Source organism: Streptomyces collinus (assembly GCF_031348265.1).
GTDB classification, from domain to species: Bacteria; Actinomycetota; Actinomycetes; order Streptomycetales; family Streptomycetaceae; genus Streptomyces; species Streptomyces collinus.
This window is the reverse complement of record NZ_CP133771.1, coordinates 8133620-8158436: the sequence shown is the minus strand read 5'-3', so window position 1 is coordinate 8158436 and position 24817 is coordinate 8133620. Positions and strand designations below refer to the sequence as shown.

The window sequence follows — 24817 nt, the reverse complement described above, 5'->3', positions numbered from 1 at the left end:
GCAGCTCGAAGACACCCTCGATGAACGGTGCGGCCACCGCCCTGCGCGCCCTCGCGCGCAGCGGCGCCCCGGCTCTGCTGTGGCGGACCGTGCTCGTGGCCTGCCTGGTGTGCGGGATCGGCCTGCTGCCGTGGCTGTCGCGCACCGACCCCGCGCTGACCGTGCTCCGCGCCCGGTCGGCGGACCGCGACCCCGATCCGGAGACGCTGCGCGCCATCCGGGACCAACTGGGCCTCGACGACGGCCCGCTGATGCTGCTCGGCCGCTGGCTGGGCGGGCTGCTGCACGGGGACGCGGGCACGTCCTGGGTGTCCGGCGGCCCGGTGCTGCCGGGCCTCGTTCCGGCGCTCGGCGTGTCGGTGCTGCTGATGGCCGGGGCCCTGGCGGTCGCCGCCGCCACGGCCGCCGCCGTCTGCGCCCGTACGCTCCGGCTGGGCGCGCGGGGCAGGCTCGCCGACCGCCGTCCCGGCGGGACGGCGACGGCCGTGCTGGCTGCGCTGCCCGAGTTCCTCGTCGCCTCGGTACTGGTCTCGGTGATCGGTGTGCAGCTGGGATGGCTGCCCGCCCTGGGCTGGTACGGGCCGCAGTGGATGGTGCTGCCCTCGCTCGCCGTCGGCCTGCCCGCCGGAGCCGTCCTGGGGCGGATGCTCGACGACCTGCTGCCCGGCGCGTTCGCGGAGCCCTGGGCCGTGGCGGCCGCGGCACGCGGTGTCCCGCCGAAGTCGGTGGCGCGGCAGGCGGTGCGCCGCTGCGTGCCCGGACTCCTGCCCAATCTGGCGTTGTTCGTGGTCGGACTGACCGGAGGCTCGGTCGCCGTCGAGCAGATCTTCGACATCCCGGGCATCGGCCGGCTCACCCTGCACGCCGCCCTCTCCCAGGACCTGCCCGTCCTGCAGACCGGCACCCTCGCCCTCGTGCTGCTCGCGGCCACCGCCGGCGCTCTCGCCCGGGTCACCGCCCGGCTGCTGATCGGCCCGGCGCTGCGCGACGGCGCCCTGCAGTCCCTGCACCGGCCCCGGCCGCCCGCGCCCCGCACGCTCCCCCTGCTCTACGCGGGACTGCTGGTCGCCGTCGTCGGGTTCGGGCTGCCCCGCGACCCGATCGCCCTGGACCCGCTCGCCCGGCTGCGAGCCCCTTCGCCGGAGCACCCCTTCGGCACCGACGCGCTCGGACGGGACGTGCTCGCCCGGGTCTCCCACGGTGCCCTGACCACCCTCGGCACCGCCCTGGCGGTGAGCGCCGCCGCCCTCGCCGTCGGGCTGCTGCTGGGGCTGCTGCCGAGGCTGTCCGGGCCGCTGGTCGACACCCTCAGTGCCGTACCGCCCGTACTGGCCGGGCTCCTCGTCACCGGCATCCTGGGCAGCGGGTCCTGGACACCCGCGTTCGCCGTGGCCGTGGTGGCCTGGTCCCCGCTGGCCGCGCACACCTCCGCCCTGCTGCGGCAGGAACGCGCGACCACCCATCTGACGGCCACCCGGGCGCTGGGGGCCGGCCGCTGGTACCTGCTCGTGCGCGAACTGCTCCCCGCCGTCGCGCCCCCGGTCGCCCGGCACTCCCTGCTCCGGCTCCCGGGCATCGCACTGAGCCTGGCCGCACTCGGCTTCCTCGGCCTGGGCGCCCAGCCGCCGTCCCCCGACTGGGGCCTGCTGCTCGCCGAGAACCAGCCGTACGCCGAGCGCGCCCCGTGGGCCGTCCTCTTCCCCGCCGCCGTACTCGCCCTGCTCGGGGCGCTCGCGGTGACGGCCGCGGGCGGCGCACGGCTGCCCCGGCGGCGCACACGGCCCGCCGGCCCGGCCGGACCGCCCGCCGACCGGGCCGCCCCGGTCCCGCCGCGGCGGCCGGGGCGCCCCACCTCCGACCTGACGTCCGTGTCCGCCTCACCAACGGAAGAACGATGACCGACCTCATGTCCCGTGTGCTGTCCCGCCGGACCGCCCGAACCTCCGACGCCGCCGCACCCGAGCGACCGCGGGAGAGCACCTGGCGGCTCTGCAGGGAGCTGTCGCCGCTGCTGCGGCTGCTGATCCTCACCCAGCTCGCCTTCAACATCGGCTTCTTCGCCGTCCTGCCGTTCCTCGCCGAGCACCTCGGCACGGCGATCGGCATGGCGGGGTGGCTGGTCGGGTTCGTGCTCGGGCTGCGCACCTTCAGCCAGCAGGGGCTGTTCGTGGTCGGCGGCTGGCTCGTCGACCGGTACGGCGTGCGCCCCGTCGTCCTGGCCGGCTGCGTGCTGCGGGTCGCCGGGTTCGCCTGGCTGGGCTTCGCGGAGTCGAGCTGGACGGTGATCGGGGCGGTGCTGGTGATCGGTTTCGCCGCGGCGCTGTTCTCCCCGGCCGTGGAGTCGGAGGTGGCCCGCCAGGCGGTGGCCTGGGAGGAGGACGGGCACGGCCCGCGCACCCGTGTCCTCGCCCTGTTCAGCGTGGCGGGCCAGGCCGGTGCGTTCGTCGGGCCGCTGCTCGGCGCGCTGCTGCTCGCCGTCGACTTCCGCACCGCGTGTCTCGCCGGTGCCGCGGTCTTCGTGCTCGTCCTCGCCGGGCACCTGTGGCTGATGCCGCAGCACATCCCCGGCCGGGTCCGCGTCCGGGAGCGGGGCGGGGCCCGGATCCTGCTGCGCAACCGCCGCTTCCTCGCCCTGTGCTGCGCCTACGGCACCTATCTGCTCGCCTACAACCAGCTGTACCTCGCCCTGCCGGACGAGGTGCAGCGCGCGGCGGGCTCCCAGGCGCCGTTGTCCTGGCTCTTCGCGCTGTCCTCGGTGCTGGTGGTGTTCACCCAGCTGCCGGTGACCCGCTGGGCGGGCGACCGGCTCGATCTGCACCGCTCCATGACCGCGGGGCTGCTGCTGATCGCGTCCGGTTTCGCGGTGGTGGCCGCGGCCCGGCCGACGGGCTGGACGGGGGCGACCGGACTGCTTCCGGCCGCCGGCTTCGTGATCTTGCTCACCGTGGGGCAGATGCTGGTCGTGCCCGCCGCCCGTGCCTGGGTGCCCGACCTCGCCGAGGAGGGCAGGCTCGGGCTGTACATGGGGGCGCTGTCGTCCGTCTCCGGGCTGATCGTCCTGGCCGGCAGCGCGGCCACCGGCTTCCTGCTCGACCTGGGCCTGCCGGCCGCCGTGCCGTGGCTGGTCCTCGCGGCCGTGCCGGCCCTGGCGGTGGCCGTACTGCCGCGGCGTGAGAAGGGGGCGGGCACGGCGGCCTGACGTGGACGCCGGCGCCCCGGCAACCGGGCGCGCGGGAGCGTCACCCCGGCGTGCGACGTCTTCGCTCCGAATTTCCGGTGCCGCACCCCAGGGAGACACCGCTGCGGAGATCGGTGGTCGCGCCGCGCCAGTATCCTGGGTCGGCTGCGGCACCCCCCATCAATCCCCGTGCGTAAGCGGGGAGTTCGGCCTGCGGCGACGACCTTCCCATACGCATGAGACGAGGACGAGTGCTGCTAGCGGGCCGCTACCGGCTGGAAGTTGAGATCGGGCGCGGTGGAATGGGAGAGGTCTGGCGTGCGTACGACGAGACGCTCGCCAGAGCGGTGGCACTCAAGCTGCTGCTGCCCCAGGACACCGACGCCACGGCGACCTCCCGGTTCCGTCTGGAGGCGCAGACCGCCGGGCGTCTCAACCACCCCAACGTGGTCGGCGTCCTGGACTTCGGCGAGTACGACAACCGGCTGTACCTGGTGATGGAGCTGGTCGAGGGCGACAGCCTCGCCGGGGTGCTGTCCGGCTCCGGCCCGCTGCCCGTGGAGCAGGTCGCCGCTCTCGCCGCGCAGGCGTCCGCGGGGCTCGCCGCAGCACACGGGCAGGGCATCGTGCACCGCGACGTCAAACCCGCCAACCTGCTGCTGGACACCCACGGCACGCTGAAGATCGGCGACTTCGGCATCGCGCGGTTCCTCGACGACCCCGGCGCCGCGCTCACCGCCACCGGCCAGATCGTCGGCACCGGCCTCTACCTCGCGCCCGAACGGGCCCTGGGCAAGCCCGCGGGGCCCGCCTCCGACATGTACTCCCTGGGCTGCGTGCTCTACCAGCTCCTCAGCGGCCGCCCGCCGTTCGAGGCCGACACCGCCGTCGCCCTCCTGCACCAGCACCTCGACTCGGCACCCGTGCCGCCCCGCGAGCTCGGTGTCGCCGCACTGCCCCCGGCGTTCGAGAACTACCTCCTCGGTCTGCTGGCCAAGCAGCCCGAGAACCGGCCCACCGCGGAGCAGGCCGCCGAGTGGTTCGCCGGGGGCGCCTGGCGGGGCCTGCCCGAGCCGCTGCCCGAGGTCTCACCGCCGCTGCGGCCGAACAACCCCGCGTCCGCGCCGCCGCATACCGGGCGGGACCCGTACGCGGCCGCCGAGAGCAGCCACCCGACCACGTACGCGCTGCCCGCGACCCCCGGGCACCGCACCGCCGCCCGGGCCGCCCAGGCAGGGCGGTCGGGCCGCGCCCGCGGGCGCGGCGGGCCGGGCAGCCGGTCGAGAGTGGCCGCTACGGCCGCCGCCGCGGCGCTGTTCCTCGCCGCGATGCTCCTCGGCATGCGCTGGTTCTCGCCCGACACGAGCGCCGAGGGCACGGAACCCGAACCGTCCCCGACCGCGAGCAGCCCCGCGGCCACCCCGTCCGACGACTCCGCCTCGCCCATCACCTCCGATCCGGGGGCCGGGCAGCAGATCGCCACCACGCCGACCACCGGCACCGTGGCCGAAGTCACTCCGTCCACGCCGCCCGCCTCCCCGGCTCCTGTCCCGCCGGCGACCGGTGCCCCGGCCCCGACGCAGGGGACGGGCGACGCCGGGCCGGAGCAGCCGAACCCGGATCAGCCGAAGCCGGAGCAGCCGGTCCAGGCCGGGAACGACGGGGAGGGCGACGACGGCGGGGCCGACGGGGGCGACGACTGACGGGGCCCCGAAGCGGCCCCGCACCTGAGCGCCCGAGCGCGTGGATCAGCCGGGGGATGCGCCGGTGTGCGAGCGGGCGCCCCCTCGCGCGCCCCTGGGGCGGCTTGTCATCGGCCTTACCCCGGCCTTATTGTCACCAGGCCTTGGTGAACGGGAAATCCGGTGTGATGCCGGTGCGGCCCTCGCCACTGTGAATCGGGAAGTCCGGCTCCGGCCCCTCAGGGGGCAGCCACTGGGTCCTTGCGGCCCGGGAAGGCGGAGTACGGGCGGTGGTACCCGTCAGCCAGGAGACCGGCCAAGGCGCGTCAACCATCCACGAGGTGCTGGAGAGGGTCTGCTGAGCCATGCACATTGCCGAGGGTTTCCTTCCTCCGGCGCACGCGGTCGCCTGGGGCGTCGCGTCGGCGCCGTTCGTCGTCCACGGAGTCCGGTCGCTCACCCGTGAAGTGCGCGAGCACCCCGAGAGCACCCTGCTCCTCGGGGCGTCCGGCGCCTTCACGTTCGTCCTGTCCGCCCTGAAACTGCCGTCCGTCACGGGCAGTTGCTCGCACCCCACCGGCACGGGCCTCGGAGCCATCCTGTTCCGGCCGCCCATCATGGCGGTGCTGGGCACCATCACCCTGCTCTTCCAGGCGCTGCTGCTCGCACACGGCGGCCTGACCACGCTCGGCGCCAACGTCTTCTCCATGGCGATCGTCGGGCCCTGGGCCGGATACGCCGTCTACAAGCTGCTGCGGCGCTCCAACGCGCCGCTGATGGTGGCGGTGTTCGCCGGCGCGTTCGTCGCCGACCTGTCCACGTACTGCGTCACCAGCGTGCAGCTGGCCCTCGCGTTCCCCGACCCGGGCAGCGGATTCCTGGGCGCGCTCGGCAAGTTCGGTTCCATCTTCGCCGTCACCCAGGTCCCGCTCGCGGTGAGCGAGGGCCTGCTGACCGTGCTGGTGATGCGGCTGCTGGTGCAGTCCAGCAAGGGCGAACTGACCCGGCTGGGCGTGCTCCTCGCCAAGAAGCAGTCCCGGACCGAGACCGAGGCGGTGGCCCGATGAGCAGGAACACGAAGATCAACCTGGTGCTGCTGCTCGCCGTGGCCGCGCTGGCCGTGCTGCCCCTGGCGCTCGGCCTCGGCGACCACAAGGAGGAGCCGTTCACGGGCGCCGACGGCGAGGCCGAAACGGCGATCACCGAGCTGAAGCCGGACTACGAGCCGTGGTTCTCGCCCCTGTACGAACCGCCCTCCGGTGAGATCGAGTCGGCGCTGTTCTCCCTCCAGGCGGCTCTCGGCTCCGGTGTCCTCGCCTACTACTTCGGTCTGCGCCGGGGCCGTCGGCAGGGCGAGCAGCGGGCGCTGGAGCGCGAGGCCGGCGGCGCGCTCACCGGCGCCGCCGGGAAGTCCACCGCGGAACAGGACTGAGCCCGGGTGCTGCCGATCGACGCGGCGGCGCACAGCAGTCGCTGGCGCCGCCGCCATCCCGTGGACAAGGCCGTGCTCGGACTCGGCCTCACGCTGCTCGCGATCTCCCTGCCGCCCTGGCCGGGTGCGGCCCTGGTGCTCCTGAGCGCCCTGGTGGTGCTGCTGGGGCCGGCCGGTGTGCCCGGGCGGCGGCTGTGGCGGGCCTACCGGGTCCCGCTGGGCTTCTGCGTGACCGGCGCGGTCACGCTGCTCGTCCAGGTGGGCGGGCCGGGAGGGTTCGTCTCCCTCGCCGCTGACGGGCCGGTCCGGGCCGGGGAGTTGCTGCTGCGGACCTCGGCGGCCTCCCTGGGCGTGCTGCTGTTCGCCTTCACCACACCCATGTCCGACCTGCTGCCCCGCCTGGTCCGGGCCGGTGTCCCCGCGCCGGTCGTCGACGTCGCGCTGGTGACGTACCGGATGAGTTTCCTGCTGCTGGACTCGATGCGCCGCATCCGGGAGGCCCAGGCGGCCCGGCTCGGTCACACCGGCCGGGCCGCGGAGTGGCGTTCGCTGGCCGGGCTCGGCGCCACCGCGTTCGTCCGGGCCTTCGACCGGGCGACCCGTCTCCAGGCCGGACTCGCCGGGCGCGGCTACGACGGCACGCTGCGGGTCCTGGTGCCCGAGGCCCGGGTCTCCCTCCGCTTCACGGCCGCCAGTTGTGCGCTGCTCGCGACGCTGGCCGCCCTCACCTTCGTACTGGAAAGGCCGCTGACATGAGCGAGCCCGCCCTCGTCGCCCTGCGGGGCGCGTCCTACGCCTACGAAGACGGCCCCACCGTGCTCAGCGGGCTCGACTTCGAGATCCGGGAGGGTCGCGCGCTCGCCCTGCTCGGCCGCAACGGCAGCGGAAAGACCACGCTGATGCGGCTGCTCTCCGGCGGACTGCGGCCGCAGGAGGGCCGGCTGACGGTCGAGGGGCAGCCGGTGGCCTACGACCGCAAGGGCCTGACCCGGCTGCGGACCACCGTGCAGCTGGTGGTGCAGGACCCGGACGACCAGCTGTTCGCGGCCTCCGTCGAGCAGGACGTGTCCTTCGGGCCGCTGAACCTCGGCCTGGACGACACACAGGTGAGGGCGCGGGTGGCGGAGGCGCTCGCCGCGCTGGACATCACCGCCCTGGCCGACCGGCCCACCCATCTGCTCTCCTACGGCCAGCGCAAGCGCACCGCCATCGCGGGCGCGGTCGCCATGCGGCCCCGCGTGCTCGTCCTCGACGAGCCGACGGCCGGACTCGACCCCGACGGCCAGGAGCGGCTCCTCACCACCCTCGACGGACTCCGTACCGCGGGCACCACGGTGGTGATGGCCACCCATGACGTCGACCTCGCCCTGCGCTGGGCCGACGACGCCGCGCTCCTCACCCCGTCCGGCGTGCGCACCGGGCCGGCGGCCACGGCACTGGCCCGCCCGGACCTCCTGCGCGAGGCGGGGCTGCGCCTGCCGTGGGGCGCCGCGGCGGCAGAACTCCTGCGTGCCCAGGGGCTGCTGTCCGGCACGGAGCCGGGGCCGCGTACCCCCGACGAACTCGCCGCTCTCGTAACGGCACGGCAGGGGGCGTCCGGCCGCTGAGGGGCGCCCCGTGGCCCTGTCGCCCCCGGTCCGGCCCGCCTCGCCTGCGACCGTCGGAGCGGCCCGGTCAGTGCGGCCCGGTCAGTGCGGCTCGGTCAGTGCGGCTCGGTCAGTGCGGCTCGGTCAGTGCGGCTCGGTCAGTCGAAGCAGACACGGCAAGGGGCGCGGCGCTTCCGGTTACCCTCCACGTGCCCGCGATGCGCTTGTCCAGGCTCGCGGCACCGCACTACGGTGCCGAGGTGGATCTCTTCACCCGTTCATGGGCCGCACTGCGCGCGGCGGTTGACGACCTGTCGGACGAGGACTTCGGGCGGCCCTCGGGCTGTACGGGCTGGCTGGTGCGGGACCTGGTGTGCCATCTGATCGTCGACGCCCAGGACGTCCTGATCACCCTGGCCACCCCCTCCGACCGGGAACCGACCCGGGACGCACTGACCTACTGGGACATTTCCGATACCCCGCCCACGGGTGACGACCCGCTCGACGCGCTGACCGTCCGGCTGGCCGCCGCGTACGAGGATCCGCGCCTCTTGAAATTCCATCTGGACGACGTCGGCTCCGCCGCCGGGCGCGCGGCCCTGCTCGCCGATCCGGCCGGCCGGGTGGGCACCCGCGACGAGATCCTCACCGTGGGTGACTTCCTCGCCACGTACGTCATGGAGTGGACGCTGCACCACCTCGACCTGATCGCCCACCTCCCGAACGCGGAGCAGCCGCCGGCGGAGGGGCTCGCCCGCTCCCGGGAGATGCTGGAGCGGATCGCGGGGGTCCCGTTCCCGGCGTCCTTCCACGACGTGGACGCGCTGCTCGTCGGTACCGGGCGGCGCTCGCCCACCGAGGCGGAGCAGGCGGAGCTCGGCGAGGCGGCCATCGAGGTGCCGCTGTACCTGGGCTGACTTCGCGGTCGCGAAGAGGCTGCCCGCGAGCCCGCCGTCGAAGGACTCCGTCCGAGGTGGGAGCATGGTCAGCATGGACATCCGCCGCAGGAACAATGTGAACGTCACCGGCCCCGAGGGGGCGCCGGTGCTGCTCCTGGCACACGGTTTCGGCTGCGACCAGAACATGTGGCGGCTGGTGGTGCCGGCGCTTGCGAAGCGCTACCGGGTGGTGCTGTTCGACTACGTCGGCTCCGGCGGCTCGGACCTCGCCGCGTGGAGCGAGGAGCGCTACTCCTCGCTCCAGGGCTACGCCGCTGACGTCGTCGACGTCTGCGAGGAGCTGGACCTGCGGCAGGCGGTGTTCGTGGGGCACTCGGTGAGTGCCATGGTCGGGGTGCTGGCGGCGCAGGCGGCGCCGGAGCGGATCGGGGCGCTCGTGATGGTGACGCCCTCGCCCTGCTACATCGACGACGAGGGCTACCGCGGCGGCTTCAGCACGGAGGACATCGACGAGCTGCTCGCCTCCCTGGAGGCCAACTACCTGGGCTGGTCGTCCGCCATGGCCCCGGTGATCATGGGCAACCCGGAGCGGCCGGAGCTGGGCCAGGAGCTGACCAACAGCTTCTGCGCCACCGACCCCGACATCGCCCGTGTCTTCGCCCGTACGACGTTCCTCACCGACAGCCGCGAGGACCTCAAGGGTGTGTCCGTGCCGACCCTCGTGCTGGAGTGCGAGCAGGACGCCATCGCGCCCCGCGAGGTCGGCGCCTATGTGCACGGGGCGGTCCCCGGCTCCCGTCTGGTCACGCTCGACGCCACCGGGCACTGCCCGCAGCTCAGCGCGCCGCAGGCCACCACCGGGGCGATCCTCGATTTCCTGGAGTCCCTGAAGTGATGTGCCGTACGGGCGGCGGGCCGGAGCCGGCGGAGACAGGGGACGAGGCGAGCACGGACGCGGCGTTCACCGCGCTGCTGGAGGACAGCGCGGAGGACCTGTACGAGTCCGCGCCGTGCGGCTACCTGTCCACGATGATGGACGGCACCATCGCCAAGATCAACACCACGCTGCTGGAGTGGCTCGGCCTGGGCCGTGAGGCCGTGGTGGGCCGCAAGCACTTCACGGACCTGCTCACCATCGGCGGGAAGCTGTACCACGAGACGCACTTCGCTCCGCTGCTGCGCATGCAGGGCGAACTGCGGGGCATCGCCCTGGAGATGCGACGCCAGGGCGGTGGCCGGCTGCCGGTGCTGGTCTCCGCGGTGGTCAAGCACGGCACCGAGGGCGAGCCGCTGCTGATCCGGATCACCGTCTTCGACGCCTCGGACCGCCGCGCCTACGAGCGGGAGCTCCTGCGCCGCCGGGAGGAGGCCGAGCGGGCCCGCGCCGAGGCGGACGAGGCCCGGCGGCAGGCCGAGGCGGACCGGGCCAGGCTGGCCGACGCGCTCGCCGTGCTGCAGCGTTCCCTCGTGCCCGACTCGCTGCCCGCGGTACCGGGCCTGGAGACGGCCGTCCACTACCACACGGCCTCGCCGGACCAGCTCGGCGGCGACTTCTACGACCTGTTCCCGGTCGTCGGCGACCGGTGGGTGTTCTTCCTCGGCGACGTGTGCGGCAAGGGCCCCGAGGCGGCCTCCCTCACCTCGCTGACCCGTTACACTCTGCGCGCCGCGGCCCACCACGACCCGGACCCGGCCTCGGCCCTGGCCACGCTGAACGCCGTCCTGCACGAGCGGTACACCGGCGACGGCAACCCCCGGTACTGCACCTGCATCGTCGGGATCATCGAGCCGGTCGGTGAACACGGGCGGACGGTGGTGCGCCTCGCCTCCGGCGGCCACCCGCCGGCGCTCGTCCTGCGCTCCGACGGCCGCGCCGAGTACCTGCCCACCCCGGGCGGCCTGCTCATAGGCGTCGTCCCCGGCGCGCCGATCGGCACCGCAGAGACCGTCCTCGGCCCCGGCGACACGGTCGTGCTCTACACCGACGGCCTCACCGAGGCCCGCACCGGCCCCGGCCGGAACGACCTGTACGGCGAGGACGCCCTGCACGCCTTCGCCACCGACCACGCGCCGGGCGCGCCGCACGAGGTGATCACCGCCCTGACCGGGCTGCTGGAGAGTTTCGGCGACGGTCTGGACGACGACACCGCGCTGCTCGCGCTCGGCGTTCCCGCCGTCCCTTCCTCCACAGGCACCGTAACGAGTCACACCTGATGAACCCGCTCACCGTCAGACAGCACGACACCGCGACCGGCCCCGTTCTTCACGTGGCCGGCGACCTGGACTACGACCAGGCCCCCGTCCTGCGGGGCAGGCTCGACCAGCTCTCCCTGTCACCGGGGCAGTGCCTGGTCCTCGACCTGTCCGGACTGGAGTTCTGCGACTCCTCGGGCATCACCGCGCTCCTCGCCGCCCGCCAGCACGCGCTGGCCGCCGGGGCCGACGTCGTCCTGGCCGCCGTACCGGCGAACCTCATGCGCGTCCTCACCCTCGTCGGTCTCGACCAGGTCTTCACGCTTCGGCCGGACTCCAGCGCCGCGTCCTGAACCGCACGGCACGCCCGGGGGCGGCGACCGCTCCCCCCGGCCCGCCCGGCGTGCCCCTTGGCGCTCCCCGCACACCACCGCCCGGCCGGAAAACGCTTGGACTCGACGGTCGGTATCGCGGGACACTTCCGGACTCGACCCGAAACCTCACGCATCCGTTGCGGTGATGGCCCCTGCCCGCACGCGCGGCGCTGCGGGCGGCCACAGGACGACACAGGGGTGGGATGGAAACGCCGGAAACACACAGGGTTTTACCGGGCAGGCGCTCGGTGCTTCTCGCGCTTCGCCACTACGGACGGGAGTTGTCCCGGCTCCGCCGGTGGACGGCTCCCGCGATGCTGCTCTCGGCGCTGGGCAACATCGGGATCAACTACGTTGCGCCGCTGATCGTCGCCAAGCTCGTCGGCGACATCGCCGGGAACGAGGACGTGACGGCCGGTTCGACACTGCCGTACGTGCTCGCCTTCGCCGGCGTCCTGCTGACCGCGGAGGCACTGTGGCGCGTCGCCCTGCACTGCCTCAACCGTCTCGACGCCCTGGGCATCGAGCACCTCTACGTGATCGGCATGGACGAACTGTTCGCCAAGGACGCCACGTTCTTCCATGACAACTTCGCCGGCTCGCTGACCAAGAGGGTCCTCAGCTTCGCCTCCCGGTTCGAGCAGTTCGTCGACACACTGACGTTCCAGATCGTGGGGAGCTTCGTGCCCCTGGTGTTCGGCGCGGTGGTGCTGTGGCGTTACGAACCGCTGCTCGTCGTCGGTCTGCTGGTGATGATCGCCCTGACGGCGGTGCTGGTGGTGCCGCTCATCCGGCGCCGGCAGGCACTCGTCGACCGGCGCGAGGAGGCGATCGCGCGGGTGTCGGGCCATGTCGCCGACAGCCTGATGAACATGGACACCGTGCGGGCGTTCGCCGCGGAGGAGCGCGAGGCCGCCGAACACCGGTCCCGGGTCGCGGTGTCACGCCGGCTCACCATGCGGTCGTGGGACTACGGCAACCTGCGCATCGACACGCTGGTCGCGCCGATGTCCGTCCTCACCAACGCGATGGGCCTGCTGCTCGCGGTGACGCTGGCCGGCGGTGCGCACGGCGTGGAGGCCATCGTGGTGGCCTTCGCCTACTACAACAACGCGACCCGCATCATGTTCGAGTTCAACCAGATATACCGCCGGCTGGAGAGCTCGATGACGGAGGCCGCGCAGTTCACCGAGCTGCTCCTGACCCCGCCGACGGTGCTCGACCCGCCGGCACCGGAGCCACTGCGGGCCCGGGCGGCCGACGTCCGCTTCGAGAAGGTGACCTTCGCGCACCGGGGCGGCCGGCCGCTCTTCGAGGGGCTCGACCTGACCGTGCCGAGCGGGGCGAAGATCGGCCTCGTGGGCCGGTCCGGCGGCGGCAAGACCTCGCTCACCCGGCTGCTGCTGCGGATGACCGACATCGACGGCGGCCGCATCCTGGTCGGCGGCCAGGACATCAGCCGGGTGCGTCAGGCGGACCTGCGCAGGCGCATCGCGTACGTGCCGCAGGACCCGGCGATGTTCCACCGCACGCTGCGGGACAACATCGCCTTCGCCCGGCCGGACGCCACCGACGCTGAGATCCGCCGGGCGGCCGAGGCGGCCCATGTCACCGAGTTCGCCGACGCGTTGCCGGACGGCTTCGACACCATGGTCGGCGAGCGGGGCGTCAAGCTGTCCGGCGGGCAGCGCCAGCGGGTCGCCCTCGCCCGGGCGATCCTGCGCGACGCGCCGATCCTGCTGCTCGACGAGGCGACCAGCGCGCTGGACTCCGAGAGCGAACTGCTGGTCCAGGAGGCCCTGTGGCGGCTCATGGACGGGCGGACCGCGCTGGTGGTGGCGCACCGGCTGAGCACGGTCGCCGGCATGGACCAGCTCGTCGTCCTCGACCGCGGCCGGATCGTCGAGCAGGGCACCCATCAGGAGCTGCTCGCGAACGGGGGTGCCTACGCGAAACTGTGGCAGCACCAGTCGGGCGGCTTCCTGGACGACACCCCGGGGCGGGCCGAGGTGCTGTAGCGCAGGCGCTCACCTCCGTTTGAGGGCCCGCGCCCGGGCCGCCAGGGCCTCCAGCAGGAGGTCCACCGCCGGTTCGAAGGAGCTGTCCGCCATCGCGGGCAGCTCCCGGCGGACCATGGTCAGGGACGGGTACGCCGCCGGATCGAGGTCCTGGTAGACGTCCCGCCACGACCGGTGGTCGGCCTCGCGCTGCTGCGGTGGGAGAGCGTGGAACGCGGCCTCCGTGGCGGCGTGACTGAGCACGGTGTCGATGAAGGCCAGGTAGAGCCGTGCGGCGTCGGCCGGTGGGAAGCCCGCCGTGAGCAGCAGGCCGATGCCCGTCTCCACGGCGGCGATCTCGTTCCGGCGCCGGGTCACGCGGTGGGCCGCCATGGCCGCCGCGCGGGGATGGGCGAGGTAGCCCGCGCGGACCCTGAGGGCCACCTCGCGCAGCGAGGCCACCCAGTCGTCCCCGGCCGTGAAGCCGGCCATAGCGTCGCCGATGATCCGGTCGGCGATGGCGAGCACGAGGTCGTCGGTGTCGTGGAAGTAGCGGTAGAGCGCGGTCGGGTCGCAGCCCAGGGCCGCGCCGAGCCGGCGCACGCTCAGCGCCTCGGGCCCGTGCTCGCCGATGAGCCGCAACGCGGTCTCCACGATCAGGTCCTCCGACAGCAGGACCCCCGAACGGGTCGGCCGGCGACGCCGGCGTTCCTGCGGGACACGGGTGGTCATGACCGGGACTCCTCTCCTCGCACACGGTTTCGCGCAGCGGCGGAGCCCCGCGCACGGACGGTTCCTCACGTGACGCAGTGAACGGCCCCCGTCGCCTTACGTCAACAGGGTTGACCCAATGTGGACACCGGATGTTCCATCACAGTCCCGCGCGGCTCTTCCCACCTCTCCCCCGAGGAGCCCTTCATGTCCTCCGCACCGCCCTCGCCACGCCCCGCACTGCGCCGTTCCCTCGGCGTCGTCGACGGCGTCGCCATCGCCGCGTCCAGCACCGCGGCCACCACCAGCATCGCCATCGGCATGGGCACGATCGCCACCATCGTGGGCCTGCAGGCCCCGGCGCTCCTGCTGCTGGCGTTCCTGCCGGTGCTGGGCATCGCCCTCGCCTACGCCCGTCTCAACCGCTCCGAACCCAACTGCGGCAACGGCTACACCTGGGTCGGCAGATCCCTCGGGCCCTGGCCCGGCTTCCTGACCGGCTGGGTGACGCTGGTCGGCTCGGTCATCTTCTGCGCCTACACCAGCGCGATCATGGGCTCGGTGGTGCTGGCCTTCGCCAACAAGGCCGGCCTGCACAGCCTGGCCGGCATCGCCCTCGATCCGACGTCCACCGGCGTCTGCACGGCAGTCGGGCTGGTGATCCTGCTCGCCCTGACCGCCCTGGCGGTCAGGGGCGTCCGGGGCGCGACCCGGTTCCAGTTCGGGCTGCTGGTCTTCGAGTACGCGGTGCTGCTCGGCTTCTGCGGCTGGGCCCTGGTCACCGGCGACCACGCGGTCTCCCTGTCGTGGTTCAACCCGTTCGAGATCTCCAGCGGCACCGCCTTCGCCCAGGGCATGGTCCTCGCGGTGTTCTTCTTCTGGGGCTGGGACGCGGCGTTCAGCGTCACCGAGGAGACGAAGAACCCGGGCGACTCGGCGCGGGGTGGACTCATCGCCCTGTTCGCGATGCTCGGCCTGTTCCTCTTTGCGTCGGTGGCCTTCCAGCGGGAGATGAGCCTGGCCGAACTCGTCCGCAACGGCCCGCAGGCCCTCGGCTACCTCGGGGAGAAGCTGGCCGCCGAGCCCTGGGCCACCCTGCCCCTGCTCGCCCTGATGTTCTCCGCCGTCGCCTCGGTGCAGGCCACCTTGATCCCCACGGCGCGCGGCCTGCTCGCCATGGGCCGCGACCGCACCATGGGCCCGCTGTGGACCCGGGTCCACCCGCGCTACGGCACTCCGGCCGCCGGGACGGTCGTCGTGATGTCCGTCGCCGCCGTGATCGCCGTGCTCGCCTTCGCGATCCCCAAGCTGAGCGACATGCTGCTGGCCGCCGTCAACGCCATCGGCCTGATCGTGGCCCTCTACTACGGCCTGACCGCGCTCGCCTGCGCCGTGCGCTTCCGCGCCGCTCGGCACGAGGGCCCGCGCGAGGCACTGCTCGCCGTCGTCGTGCCCGCCCTGTCCGGGCTGGTGCTGCTGGGCCTGGGCGTCTACCTCGGATACTCCTACCTCACGATGAGCGATCACTTCGAACTGAGCCCGGACAACGGCTGGTTCATGTTCTCGCTGCCCGCCGTGATCGTGCTCGCCGGTCTCGTCATGGCCGCCGTGGCCAAGTACGTCCGGCGCTCGTCCTACTTCACCACCGGGCGCGGCACCGACGCCGAAGCCCTCACCCTGCCGATGGACCGCACGGCGGTCTGACCCTCCTTGGAGTTCACCCCGATGTCACACCCCCCTGCCCAGGGACCCGCGGACCTCGTCCTGACCGGCGGTCCGGTGCACACCGTCGACCCGGCCCGCAGCCGCGCCACGTCGGTGGCCGTGCGCGGCGGGCGGATCGTCGCCGTCGGCCACGACGAGGTGCGCGAGCTGACCGGGCCGCGCACCGAGGTCGTCGACCTGGCCGGGAAGCTGCTGCTGCCGGGCTTCCAGGACGCCCATGTCCATCCGATGGGCGCGGGCCTCGAACTCGGCCTGTGCCATCTCGCCGACACCGTCGACGCGGGCGAGTACCTGCGCAGGATCGGGGTGTACGCGAAGGAGCACCCGGACGTCGAGTGGATCACCGGGGGCGGCTGGTCCCTGGAGGCGTTCCCCGGCGGCTCCCCCACGGCCGCCGCCCTCGACGCGGTCGTCCCGGACCGCCCCGTCTTCCTGCCCAACCGCGACCACCACGGCGCCTGGGTCAACAGCCGGGCCCTGGAACGCGCGGGCATCGACGCCCGGACGCCCGATCCGGTCGACGGCCGGATCGAGCGCGACGCCGCGGGCAACCCCACCGGGATGCTCCAGGAGGGCGCGGTCCACCTGGTCGGCAAGCTGGTGCCGGACCCCACGCCGGAGGAGCAGCTCGCCGGTCTGCTGCGTGCCCAGGCCGTGCTGCACTCCCGCGGGGTCACGGCCTGGCAGGACGCCATCGTCGGCACGTACGCCAACCTGACCGACCCGGCCCCGGCGTACCTGACGGCGCTGGACCGGGGTCTGCTCACCGCGCGGGTCGTCGGCGCCCTGTGGTGGGACCGTGAGCGCGGCGCCGAGCAGATCGGCGAACTCCTCGCCAGGAGGGAGGAGTTGAGCCGGGACAGGTTCCGCGCCGGGACCGTGAAGATCATGCAGGACGGCATCGCCGAGAACCACACCGCCGCCATGCTGTCCCCCTACCTGACCGGCTGCGGGTGCACCTCGGACAACAGCGGCATCAGCTTCGTCGAGCCGGGCGAGCTGCGGAAGTACGTCACCGAACTGGACGCGCACGGCTTCCAGGTGCACTTCCACGCGCTCGGGGACCGCGCGGTGCGCGAGGCGCTCGACGCCGTGGAGTCCGCCCGGACCGTCAACGGCCGTCGCGACACGCGGCACCACCTGGCGCACCTCCAGGTCGTCCACCCCGACGACCTGCCCCGTTTTCGCGCGCTGGGCGCGAGCGCCAACCTGCAGATGCTGTGGGCCGCCCACGAACCGCAGATGGACGAGCTGACCCTGCCCTTCCTGGGGGCGGAACGCGGCGCGTGGCAGTACCCGTTCGGGGATCTGCTGCGCGCCGGGGCGACCCTCGCCGCCGGCAGCGACTGGCCCGTCAGCAGTCCCGACCCGCTCCAGGCCATCCATGTCGCCGTCAACCGCGTCTCCCCCGAGGCTCCCGGGGGCGCCCCGGCCTTCTTCCCGGAGCAGCGCATCGACCTCGGCACCGCCGTCGCCGCGTACACGGCGGGCAGCGCGTACGTGAACCAGCTCGACGCCACCACCGGCAGCATCACCGTCGGCAAGGCGGCCGACCTCGTCGTCCTCGACCGCGACCCGTTCGCGGGACCGCCCGAGGAGATCGCCGCCACCCGGGTCCTGGAGACCTTCGTCGACGGCCGGCGGGTCCACACCGGCACCTGAGGCGTGTTCCAATGCTCCGCGGGTTTCCGTCCGCGGAGGGGGATGAGGCACGGTGGGGTCGTCGGGGCACGGGGTCATGCGGTCCGTGATGTGGGTGCTGCTCGCGGTCGTGGCGCTCGGCGTCGGGGTGGCGTCCGCCTTCCAGATCCGCGGGGCGCTGGAGCGGGAGCGGGAGTACCGCGGCGCACCGGCCTGCGCCGCCGTCCCCGTGGAAGCGTCGGGGTGCGTGTGGGAGCAGCAGTTCACCGTGCGGCGCGCCGCCCTGAACCGCGGTGAGCGGAGCGAGTCCCCGGAGGCGGAGCTGGTGCCGCCGTCGGGCCAGCCCTGGAAGGTGACGTTCCTGCGCACCGAGCCCGTGATGTCCGAGATGCAGCCGGACGAGAAGGTCGTCGGTGTGATCTGGCACGGTCAGGTCGTCGAGGTACGGGACGCCGAGGGCCGGCGGCAGCAGACGTCCGACGGGCCGGTGGGATGGCCAGAGGACCGTCTGGGCGGTGCGCTGGCCTGCACCTCGTTCGGCCTGGCGGCCCTCGCGGGCGGGCTGTGGCCCCTCTTCGCGCGGGGCGAGCCGCGGCACACCACCGCGGCGAAGATGGTGCGGTGGCACGGCGTCGCACTGGGCGGCACGGCGGTCCTGACGCTGTGGGCGCAGGCGGCCAACGACTGGCCGTTCTGGGCCCTGCCCGCGATCTGGGGCCCGCTCGCGCTGCTGATCCTGGCGTCCATGACGGCCTTCGCCCTCGGCGCGCTGCGCGGCGAGCTGGACGACGCCGCAACGGCAGCGCCGGAGCCCCTCGTGAACGGGTGACGCTCAGGTCTGCCGGGCGTGCACGGGGCTGTGGGCGATGTCGTCCGGGCAGGCGCGGTGCTGCTCCCCGGCCCGCCGGTCGCGCCGCCAGTCGTACGCCGCGAGAGCCAGGGACGCGGCCATGCCGACGAGCCCGGCGACCATCGCGAGGAAGAGGGCACCGCGGTAGTCGTCGCTCCTGCTGCCGAGCACCAGGTAGTAGAGGCCGGGCAGGGCGGCGGTGCCCACCGCGGCGCCGAGCCGCTGCCCGGTCTGCAGGGCGCCGCCCGCCGCTCCCGCCATGTGCACGGGCACGTCGCGCAGCGTCATGGTGATGTTGGGGGAGATCACGCATCCGCCGCCGACGCCGCCGAGGAACAGGACCGGGGCGGCGATCCAGGGCGCGATGTCGAGGGGCGCGAAGCGCAGCAGCAGCGCGGCGCCGCCCAGGCCGAGGATCACGCCCGTGAGCCCGCCCACCGTGAGCAGCCGGCCCAGCCGGTCCACCAGCCGGCCCGAGACGGCGGCCGCGAACGCCGAGCCGAGGGCGAAGGGCGTCACGGCGAGGCCGGATTCGAGCGGGGAGAAGCCGAGGCCGCGCTGGTAGAAGAGGGCGAAGACCAGCCAGACGCCGCTGAAGCCGATGAAGTAGAGCGTGCCGACGCCCGCGCCGACGGCGTATCCGCGCACGGTGGTGAACAGGCGCGGGTCGAGCAGCGGCTGGGTACCGCGGTCCACGAGGCGGCGCTGCCGGCGGGTGAAGACGAACAGGAGCGCGGCGCCGGCCGGGAACATCCACCACAGCCGGACGAGGCCGCCGGTCTCCGCCTGCACCAGTGGGTACATGAGCGCGAGGACCCCGAGGCCGAGGAGCGCGACGCCGGGCAGGTCGACGTGTTCCCGTCCGGAGCGCCGGGTGCGGGGCAGCAGGCGGCGTCCGAGGAGGAGCGCGAGGATGCCGATGGGGACGTTGACGTAGAAGATCCACCGCCAGCCCTGGGCGCCGTCGGCCAGCGCCAGGATCAGGCCGCCGGCGAGGGGGCCGATGCCGGAGGAGATGCCGACGGTGGCGCCGAAGAAGCCGAAGGCGCGGCCGCGTTCGGCACCCCGGAACATCTGCTGGATGAGCGCGGAGTTCTGCGGGGCCATGAAGCCGGCCGCCAGGCCCTGGGCGAGCCGGGCCACCACCAGCAGCGTGATGTTCGGGGCCGCTCCGCAGGCCGCGCTGCACAGCACGAAGCCGCTGAGGGCGACGAGGAAGATGCGGCGCCGGTCCAGGGCGTCGCCGAGGCGGCCGGCGGTGACGAGGGCCAGGCCGAAGGAGAGGGCGTAGCCGGACACCACCCACTGCACCTCGGCCGCGGAGGCGTGCAGCTCCTGCTGGATGGTGGGCAGGGCGACCGCCACGATCGACACGTCCAGCAGGCTCATGAAGCCGGCCACCAGCGTGACCCACAGGGCCCGCCACCGCTTCGGGTCCGGCTCGTACCCGTCCTGCTGCGTGCCCTGGTTCCGGCCGCCCTCCGCCGACGCTGTCACTTGGGCTCCTCTCACCAGGCACGCACCCGGCGAGTCAAGTTCCCCCGCCGGGGCACGGGCACACACCCGTCCCGGAGATCCTCCCGGGCGGTGCGGCGACCCGCCTCTCACCCTGGGCACCCGTGTGTCACGGTGCGTGGTCGGCCGGGCGCCGCGCGAAGGGGATCGTTTGAGCGCGCGAGATCTGTGCAGGCGTTGTGCTTGGAGTTGCGACCGGCGAAAGGAACCACGTGATGGCTGCGACCGACAACGACGAGTCGGTGGATCCCGCGGCTGTGAGACGACACCGGGTGCTGTTCCGGGCGATCGAGAAACGCCGTCACCCGAAGCTGCGCCGCAGCGACATCACGGTGACCGACGACGCGGCGGTCAAACGCGCCACCAAGGCCGCCGCCCTCGGCAACGCCATGGAGTGGTACGACTTCGGCATCTACAGCTATCTGGCGTCGACCATCGGAAGGGTCTTCTTCCCCTCCGGCAACGACACCGCCCAGCTGCTCGGGTCCTTCGCGACGTTCGCCGTGGCCTTCCTGGTGCGCCCCTTGGGCGGCATGGTCTTCGGACCGCTCGGGGACAAGGTCGGGCGCAAGCGCATCCTCTCCCTCACCATGATCATGATGGCGGTGGGGACCTTCGCCATCGGCCTGGTCCCCTCGCACGCCGCGATCGGTCTGTGGGCCCCGGCCCTGCTGATCTTCTTCCGGCTGGTGCAGGGCTTCTCGACCGGCGGGGAGTACGGGGGCGCCTCGACGTTCATCGCCGAGTACGCGCCCGACAAGCGGCGCGGCTTCTTCGGCAGCTTCCTGGAGCTCGGCACGCTCGCCGGCTACGTCGGGGCCTCCGGCCTCGTCGTCCTCCTGCAAACGCTCCTCAGCGACGACCAGATGCTGTCGTGGGGCTGGCGCGTGCCGTTCCTGGTCGCGGCCCCGCTCGGCCTCATCGGGCTCTACCTGCGGCTCAAGCTGGACGAGACGCCCGCCTTCCAGAAGCTGGAGGGCGGCCGGGCGAAGGCGAGCGAGGCCGCCGACGCCGTGGAGACCTCGGCCGCCTCCGACCTCGGCAAGATCTTCACCCGGTACTGGCGGCCGCTGCTGCTGTGCCTCGCGCTGGTCGCGGCGTACAACATCACCGACTACATGCTGCTGTCGTACATGCCGACGTACCTGTCCGACGAGCTGGGCTACGGCACCAACCACGGCCTGCTGATCCTGGTCGTGGTGATGGTGGTGCAGATGCTCCTCATCAACCAGGTCGGGCGGCTCTCGGACCGCTTCGGGCGCAAGCCGCTGCTGATGACGGGGATGCTCGGATTCCTGTTCCTGTCCCTGCCGTCGTTCTGGCTCATCAGGCAGGGCAACGTCGTCCTCATCACCCTGGGCCTGCTGCTGATGGGGCTCTCCCTGCTGCCGATGCTCGGCACGATGTCGGCGGCGCTCCCGGCGATATTCCCCACGCAGGTGCGCTACGGCTCGCTCTCGGTGGCCTACAACCTGGCCACCTCGGTCTTCGGCGGTACGACACCGCTGGTGATCACCGCCCTGATCAGCACCTTCGACTCGACCCTCATGCCGGCGTACTACGCCACCGGCGCCGCGGTCATCGGCGTCATCGCCGTGCTGTGCATGCGCGAGACCGCCAACAAGCCGCTGGCCGGTTCCCCGCCGTCCGTGGCGACGGAGGCGGAGGCGCGGGAACTGGTCCGGGCGCAGTCCCCGCAGCCCAAGTTCTGACCGGAGGGCGAGGCCCCGTCCGCGACCGCTGCGGACGGGGCCTTTCTCGACAGGGCGCGGCCGGGCCGGGAACGCGGTGCCCGCCGCGGCCCCGAGGCGAGGCCAGTGAGGCGATGACCGAGCAGGAACGTACGCTCGGGGAGTCGCTGACCGGGTGCGGCGCCAGTGCCCCCGGGCTGCGCCTCGGTGGCGGGCCGCCGCGACCGCGTCGGCCCTCAGGGGGCGCCGGCGTCCACTCCCGGAACCGGCCCGCGGTCATGGCCGCCGCACATCGAGGCGGCGCCGCACGCGACGGCCCGGGGGCGGATCGGGACGCCGTTGGTGCGCAGCACCTCCCGGACGTCCAGGATCAGGGAGAACACCTCGCGGTTGCGGTCCTCGCCCTGCTCGTCCCAGGCCCGCTGCTCGGCCTCGACGGCCATCCGGTCCTCGGCGAACACCCGCTCGGTGAAACGCCTGATGAGCGGCCAGGCCAGTTGCAGAGCGCCGGGAACCCGCGGCTTCTCGATCATGAGAAGGCCGAACGTGTGACATCTGCGCTGCTCGGCGTCCTCGGGCACATAGGCGGCCCAGAGCCGGAAGGCCGGCCGTTCGGTGTTCTCCGGGACCAGGTCGAGGGTCTGGTACGGGTACTCGGTGCGGATCGTCATGACGTCGCGGGAGTCGCTGCCGCCGATGCCCTCGGAGGCCAGCAGGCTGGCCCCGCGGTTCCGTTTGCCCCCGGCGTGGCTGAACAGGTACCTGGCCTCCACGGACCGCTCGTCGGTCCGGGAGTCGAGCAGTTCGGGACGGAGTCTGCCCACCACGCCCCGGTGGAAGAACTGGTGGTTCATGTCGAGGAGGTTCTCGTGCATGAACGAGTAGTGGCAGCGCACGGTCCGGGAGTACGTCATCGTCCTGTACCGCGGCGAGCCGAACGCCGGCAGGTCGGGCAGCGGGGCGGCGGCGGCCTTGTCCGGGTCGCCGGGGAACACGAACACCAGGCCGTACGCCTCGCGGACGGGGTAGCCGCGCACGCCGCGCGGCGGCCGGCCGTCGCCCTTGGAGAGGTAGGGGATCTGCGAGATGCGGCCGTCGCCCCGGTAGGCCCACGCGTGGTAGCAGCAGCGCAGTGCCTCGCCCTCCACGACGCCCATGCTCAGCGGCACCTGACGGTGTGCGCACCGGTCCTCCAGCGCGTACACGGTGCCGCTCTCCCCGCGGTAGAGCGCGATGCGCTCGCCGGCGAACGATGTCGCGAACGTCCGCGTGCTGCGCACGTTCTTCGACAGTGCGACCGGGTACCAGTGGTCCGGGTGCGCCCCGACGCGCCGGAGGTCGACCATGCCGGTACTCGGATCGCGGTGCGCCGAGGGCCATGCGGTCCCGGCGGAGAAGGCCCCGGCCTCGTCGGTCTCGGTCATACCTCTCCCTCGCGCGTACGGGCAGCGACCGCCGCGCGTCGCGTCAGGCAGCACCGAGCTGCCGACGCGGGCGCCCGGCACCGTCCATCCTCACCGCGGCGCGCTGTTCACGCCCTCTCCGGCGCGTACGGACGGGTGAGCCCCCGGGGCCGCGCGGCGGCGGAGCGCGCGCCGGATCAGAGGTCGAGCGCGGGCAGTCCGGCCAGACCGGTGTCGAGCATGATGCGGTCGACGGTCTCCCGCAGCGTGCTGTCGGGGCCGATGACGGTCTCGGTGCCGCCGGGCAGCAGGTCCAGCTCCCGGTACCAGTCACGCAGTTCGGCCTCGCCGAGCTCGTTCGCGATCGGCTTGGTGGCGTGGCGCAGGAGGGTCTGCTCGAACGGCACGTGCAGGTAGTACGCGTGGGTCGGCCCCCGGTGGTCGGCCCGCAGCCGGGCGAGCATCTCGCCGTAGCGGTCGGCGTACAGGAGCCCCTCGACGACGACGTGGTACCCGGCATCGAGGGCGTAACGGGCCGTCAGGTCGATCAGGCCGATGTTCGCCGCGCCGGGCCGGTCCCTCTCCCGCAGCACGACGCGGCGCAGATTGTCCTGTCCGACCAGTGCCAGCCCACGGCCGAAGCGCTCCCGCACCCCGGCCGCGACGGACGACTTCCCCGCCGCGCTGTTGCCCCGCAGCAGCACCAGCCGGGTGTGTTCGGTCCCCACCATCACGCGGGCCATCGTACGAGGGACGGTGGCGGTGTTCAGGCACTGCCGGAAACCGGCGACGGCCTCTCCCCCGGTGCCGGTCCCGACGCCCACAGCCAGGTGCGGCGGCGGGTGCGGCCCACGATGTCCGTGCTGTGCGCGGCCGCCACCGCCGTCATGAACGGCCATGCGAGGAAGGTCGTGCCGAGCTGGGCGACGGCCCCGTCCGTGCCGATCGCGACGACAAGGAACTCGGCGGGGAACACGAGCGCGCCGAGCACCGCTCCCGTGAGGGTGAGCGCCCACGGGCGGGTGAGGACACGCGACGCGAGGACCAGTCCCCCGGCGAGGATCAGGCCCATCAGGACACCGGCCAGCAGGCTTCCCCCGGTGAGCAGCACGCCGTAGCGCACGTCGCGGGCGGCGAGTTCGGTGTCCCCTCCCCGGAGGAACTCCACCAGGGCCACCCCCAGAGCGAGAGCGGCCCATGGGATGCCCGGAACGCACGCCATGAGCAGGCCCACTCTCACCCCGCGCCCCGCCGTGCCCCCTCTTCTCGCACGCTCCACGTCAGGGCCTCACCAGTGCGCCGACCCACCAGTCGTGGGGTTTGCCGTCGTTGGCGATGCCGCGGTTGCGCAGCGTCCCTTCGACGGTGAACCCGAGCCGCTCCGCCACGGCACGCGAGCCGGTGTTCCCGGTCATGGCCCACCACTCGATGCGGTGGACGTCGAGCGTGGCCCACCCCCAGTCGCAGAGCGCCCGCGCGGCCTCGACCGTATAGCCCCGGCCCCGCTGCTCCTTGACGGCCCAGTAGCCGAGTTCGTAGACGCCCCGGCTCACTCTGGTGAGGCAGTAGGAGCCGACGAGGGCCGAGGTGTCCTTGCGGAACGCTCCGAGGATGTAGTTGTCGTCGCCGGCCCAGCCCTGGGGCCACTCCTCGCGGACCCGCTTCTCGGCGTCCTGCCGTCCGAAGGGCACGGGCACCGGTGTGTAGAACTGGATGTCCTTGTCCTGGCAGGCGTCGTACACCGCGTCCGCGTCGCCCGGCCCGAAGGGCCTCAGCACCAGACGCCCGGTCTCAAGAGTCACTGGATCCACCGCGTCAGTATGAGCGCGGCCCGTCGCCCGTCACCAGCGAATTCCGCGGCGGACCGGGCCGGCTCCGGGTGCCGGAGCCGGGCGGCCCGCCCAGGGTCGAGGAGATGTTCCGCGCCCGGCGGTCTCGTG

General features: G+C 73.2%; 22 protein-coding genes and 1 riboswitch. Of the genes, 16 read left to right on the top strand and 6 right to left on the bottom strand.

The features are described from left to right. Positions 1-20: 20 nt before the first annotated feature. From RFN52_RS36730 to RFN52_RS36675, 12 genes are all read left to right on the top strand, one after another. Positions 21-1898: an ABC transporter permease subunit gene (locus tag RFN52_RS36730; RefSeq protein ID WP_184853217.1), complete on the top strand. Its 1878-nt coding sequence runs from the start codon at positions 21-23 to the stop codon at positions 1896-1898. Beyond that, the gene (locus RFN52_RS36725) at positions 1895-3199 is read left to right on the top strand and encodes an MDR family MFS transporter (RefSeq protein WP_184853215.1); all 1305 of its coding nucleotides are present in this window, start codon (positions 1895-1897) and stop codon (positions 3197-3199) included. The genes RFN52_RS36730 and RFN52_RS36725 overlap by 4 nt, the downstream gene beginning before the upstream one ends. Positions 3200-3414: 215 nt before the next feature. Next, on the top strand, positions 3415-4881 hold the full coding sequence (locus RFN52_RS36720) for a serine/threonine-protein kinase (protein ID WP_311241147.1): 1467 nt from the start codon (positions 3415-3417) through the stop codon (positions 4879-4881). Between the two features lie 127 nt (positions 4882-5008). Beyond that, positions 5009-5195, top strand: a riboswitch (cobalamin riboswitch). A gap of 30 nt (positions 5196-5225) precedes the next feature. Further along, positions 5226-5927 carry an energy-coupling factor ABC transporter permease gene (locus tag RFN52_RS36715; RefSeq protein ID WP_184853212.1) on the top strand — a complete coding sequence of 234 codons (702 nt, stop codon included), beginning with the start codon at positions 5226-5228 and terminating at the stop codon, positions 5925-5927. Next, complete coding sequence (locus RFN52_RS36710; RefSeq protein WP_184853210.1) at positions 5924-6292, top strand: energy-coupling factor ABC transporter substrate-binding protein; 369 nt, start codon at positions 5924-5926, stop codon at positions 6290-6292. The genes RFN52_RS36715 and RFN52_RS36710 overlap by 4 nt, the downstream gene beginning before the upstream one ends. 6 nt (positions 6293-6298) lie before the next feature. Then, positions 6299-7048 carry a cobalt ECF transporter T component CbiQ gene (gene cbiQ, locus RFN52_RS36705; RefSeq protein ID WP_184853208.1) on the top strand — a complete coding sequence of 250 codons (750 nt, stop codon included), beginning with the start codon at positions 6299-6301 and terminating at the stop codon, positions 7046-7048. Continuing rightward, positions 7045-7899, top strand: a complete 855-nt coding sequence (locus RFN52_RS36700) for an energy-coupling factor ABC transporter ATP-binding protein (protein ID WP_184853206.1) — start codon at positions 7045-7047, stop codon at positions 7897-7899. Before cbiQ ends, RFN52_RS36700 begins: the two co-directional genes overlap by 4 nt. Positions 7900-8138: 239 nt before the next feature. Continuing rightward, a complete protein-coding gene (locus RFN52_RS36695; RefSeq protein ID WP_184853204.1) occupies positions 8139-8795 on the top strand; it encodes a maleylpyruvate isomerase N-terminal domain-containing protein in 657 nt (218 codons plus the stop codon). A gap of 73 nt (positions 8796-8868) precedes the next feature. Continuing rightward, positions 8869-9672, top strand: coding sequence for an alpha/beta fold hydrolase (locus RFN52_RS36690; RefSeq protein ID WP_184854175.1), 804 nt, complete (start codon positions 8869-8871; stop codon positions 9670-9672). Further along, a complete protein-coding gene (locus RFN52_RS36685; RefSeq protein ID WP_184853202.1) occupies positions 9672-10991 on the top strand; it encodes a PP2C family protein-serine/threonine phosphatase in 1320 nt (439 codons plus the stop codon). The genes RFN52_RS36690 and RFN52_RS36685 overlap by 1 nt, the downstream gene beginning before the upstream one ends. Next, positions 10991-11323, top strand: coding sequence for an STAS domain-containing protein (locus tag RFN52_RS36680; protein WP_184853200.1), 333 nt, complete (start codon positions 10991-10993; stop codon positions 11321-11323). Before RFN52_RS36685 ends, RFN52_RS36680 begins: the two co-directional genes overlap by 1 nt. Before the next feature lie 224 nt (positions 11324-11547). After that, positions 11548-13362 (top strand): ABC transporter ATP-binding protein, encoded by a 1815-nt coding sequence (locus RFN52_RS36675; RefSeq protein ID WP_184853198.1) that lies wholly within the window; start codon positions 11548-11550, stop codon positions 13360-13362. 9 nt (positions 13363-13371) lie between these two features. On the opposite strand, the gene RFN52_RS36670 is transcribed toward RFN52_RS36675, so the two are convergent. Continuing rightward, positions 13372-14073, bottom strand: a complete 702-nt coding sequence (locus RFN52_RS36670; protein ID WP_184853195.1) for a TetR/AcrR family transcriptional regulator — start codon at positions 14071-14073, stop codon at positions 13372-13374. Between the two features lie 186 nt (positions 14074-14259). Between RFN52_RS36670 and RFN52_RS36665 the strand changes: the two genes are divergently transcribed. The 3 genes from RFN52_RS36665 (at position 14260) to RFN52_RS36655 (ending at position 18247) form a co-directional block, all read left to right on the top strand. Further along, the gene (locus tag RFN52_RS36665; RefSeq protein ID WP_184853193.1) at positions 14260-15756 is read left to right on the top strand and encodes an APC family permease; all 1497 of its coding nucleotides are present in this window, start codon (positions 14260-14262) and stop codon (positions 15754-15756) included. Between the two features lie 21 nt (positions 15757-15777). Continuing rightward, positions 15778-17439, top strand: a complete 1662-nt coding sequence (locus tag RFN52_RS36660; RefSeq protein ID WP_184853191.1) for an amidohydrolase — start codon at positions 15778-15780, stop codon at positions 17437-17439. 76 nt (positions 17440-17515) lie between these two features. Continuing rightward, the gene (locus RFN52_RS36655) at positions 17516-18247 is read left to right on the top strand and encodes a hypothetical protein (RefSeq protein ID WP_311241146.1); all 732 of its coding nucleotides are present in this window, start codon (positions 17516-17518) and stop codon (positions 18245-18247) included. Between the two features lie 3 nt (positions 18248-18250). On the opposite strand, the gene RFN52_RS36650 is transcribed toward RFN52_RS36655, so the two are convergent. Further along, positions 18251-19765: an MFS transporter gene (locus RFN52_RS36650; RefSeq protein ID WP_184853189.1), complete on the bottom strand. Its 1515-nt coding sequence runs from the start codon at positions 19763-19765 to the stop codon at positions 18251-18253. Between the two features lie 233 nt (positions 19766-19998). Here RFN52_RS36650 and proP point away from each other — a divergent pair, with 233 nt between their 5' ends. After that, positions 19999-21495, top strand: a complete 1497-nt coding sequence (proP, locus tag RFN52_RS36645) for a glycine betaine/L-proline transporter ProP (RefSeq protein WP_184853187.1) — start codon at positions 19999-20001, stop codon at positions 21493-21495. A gap of 215 nt (positions 21496-21710) precedes the next feature. On the opposite strand, the gene RFN52_RS36640 is transcribed toward proP, so the two are convergent. The 4 genes from RFN52_RS36640 to RFN52_RS36625 all read right to left on the bottom strand — a co-directional run bounded on the left by RFN52_RS36640 (position 21711) and on the right by RFN52_RS36625 (position 24688). Next, on the bottom strand, positions 21711-22898 hold the full coding sequence (locus tag RFN52_RS36640; protein ID WP_184853185.1) for a Rieske 2Fe-2S domain-containing protein: 1188 nt from the start codon (positions 22896-22898) through the stop codon (positions 21711-21713). Between the two features lie 176 nt (positions 22899-23074). Then, positions 23075-23620 (bottom strand): P-loop NTPase family protein, encoded by a 546-nt coding sequence (locus RFN52_RS36635; protein WP_184853183.1) that lies wholly within the window; start codon positions 23618-23620, stop codon positions 23075-23077. Between the two features lie 23 nt (positions 23621-23643). Continuing rightward, positions 23644-24099: a hypothetical protein gene (locus tag RFN52_RS36630; protein ID WP_184853181.1), complete on the bottom strand. Its 456-nt coding sequence runs from the start codon at positions 24097-24099 to the stop codon at positions 23644-23646. A 58-nt stretch (positions 24100-24157) separates the two neighbouring features. Then, positions 24158-24688, bottom strand: coding sequence for a GNAT family N-acetyltransferase (locus RFN52_RS36625; RefSeq protein ID WP_184853179.1), 531 nt, complete (start codon positions 24686-24688; stop codon positions 24158-24160). Positions 24689-24817 lie beyond the last annotated feature (129 nt).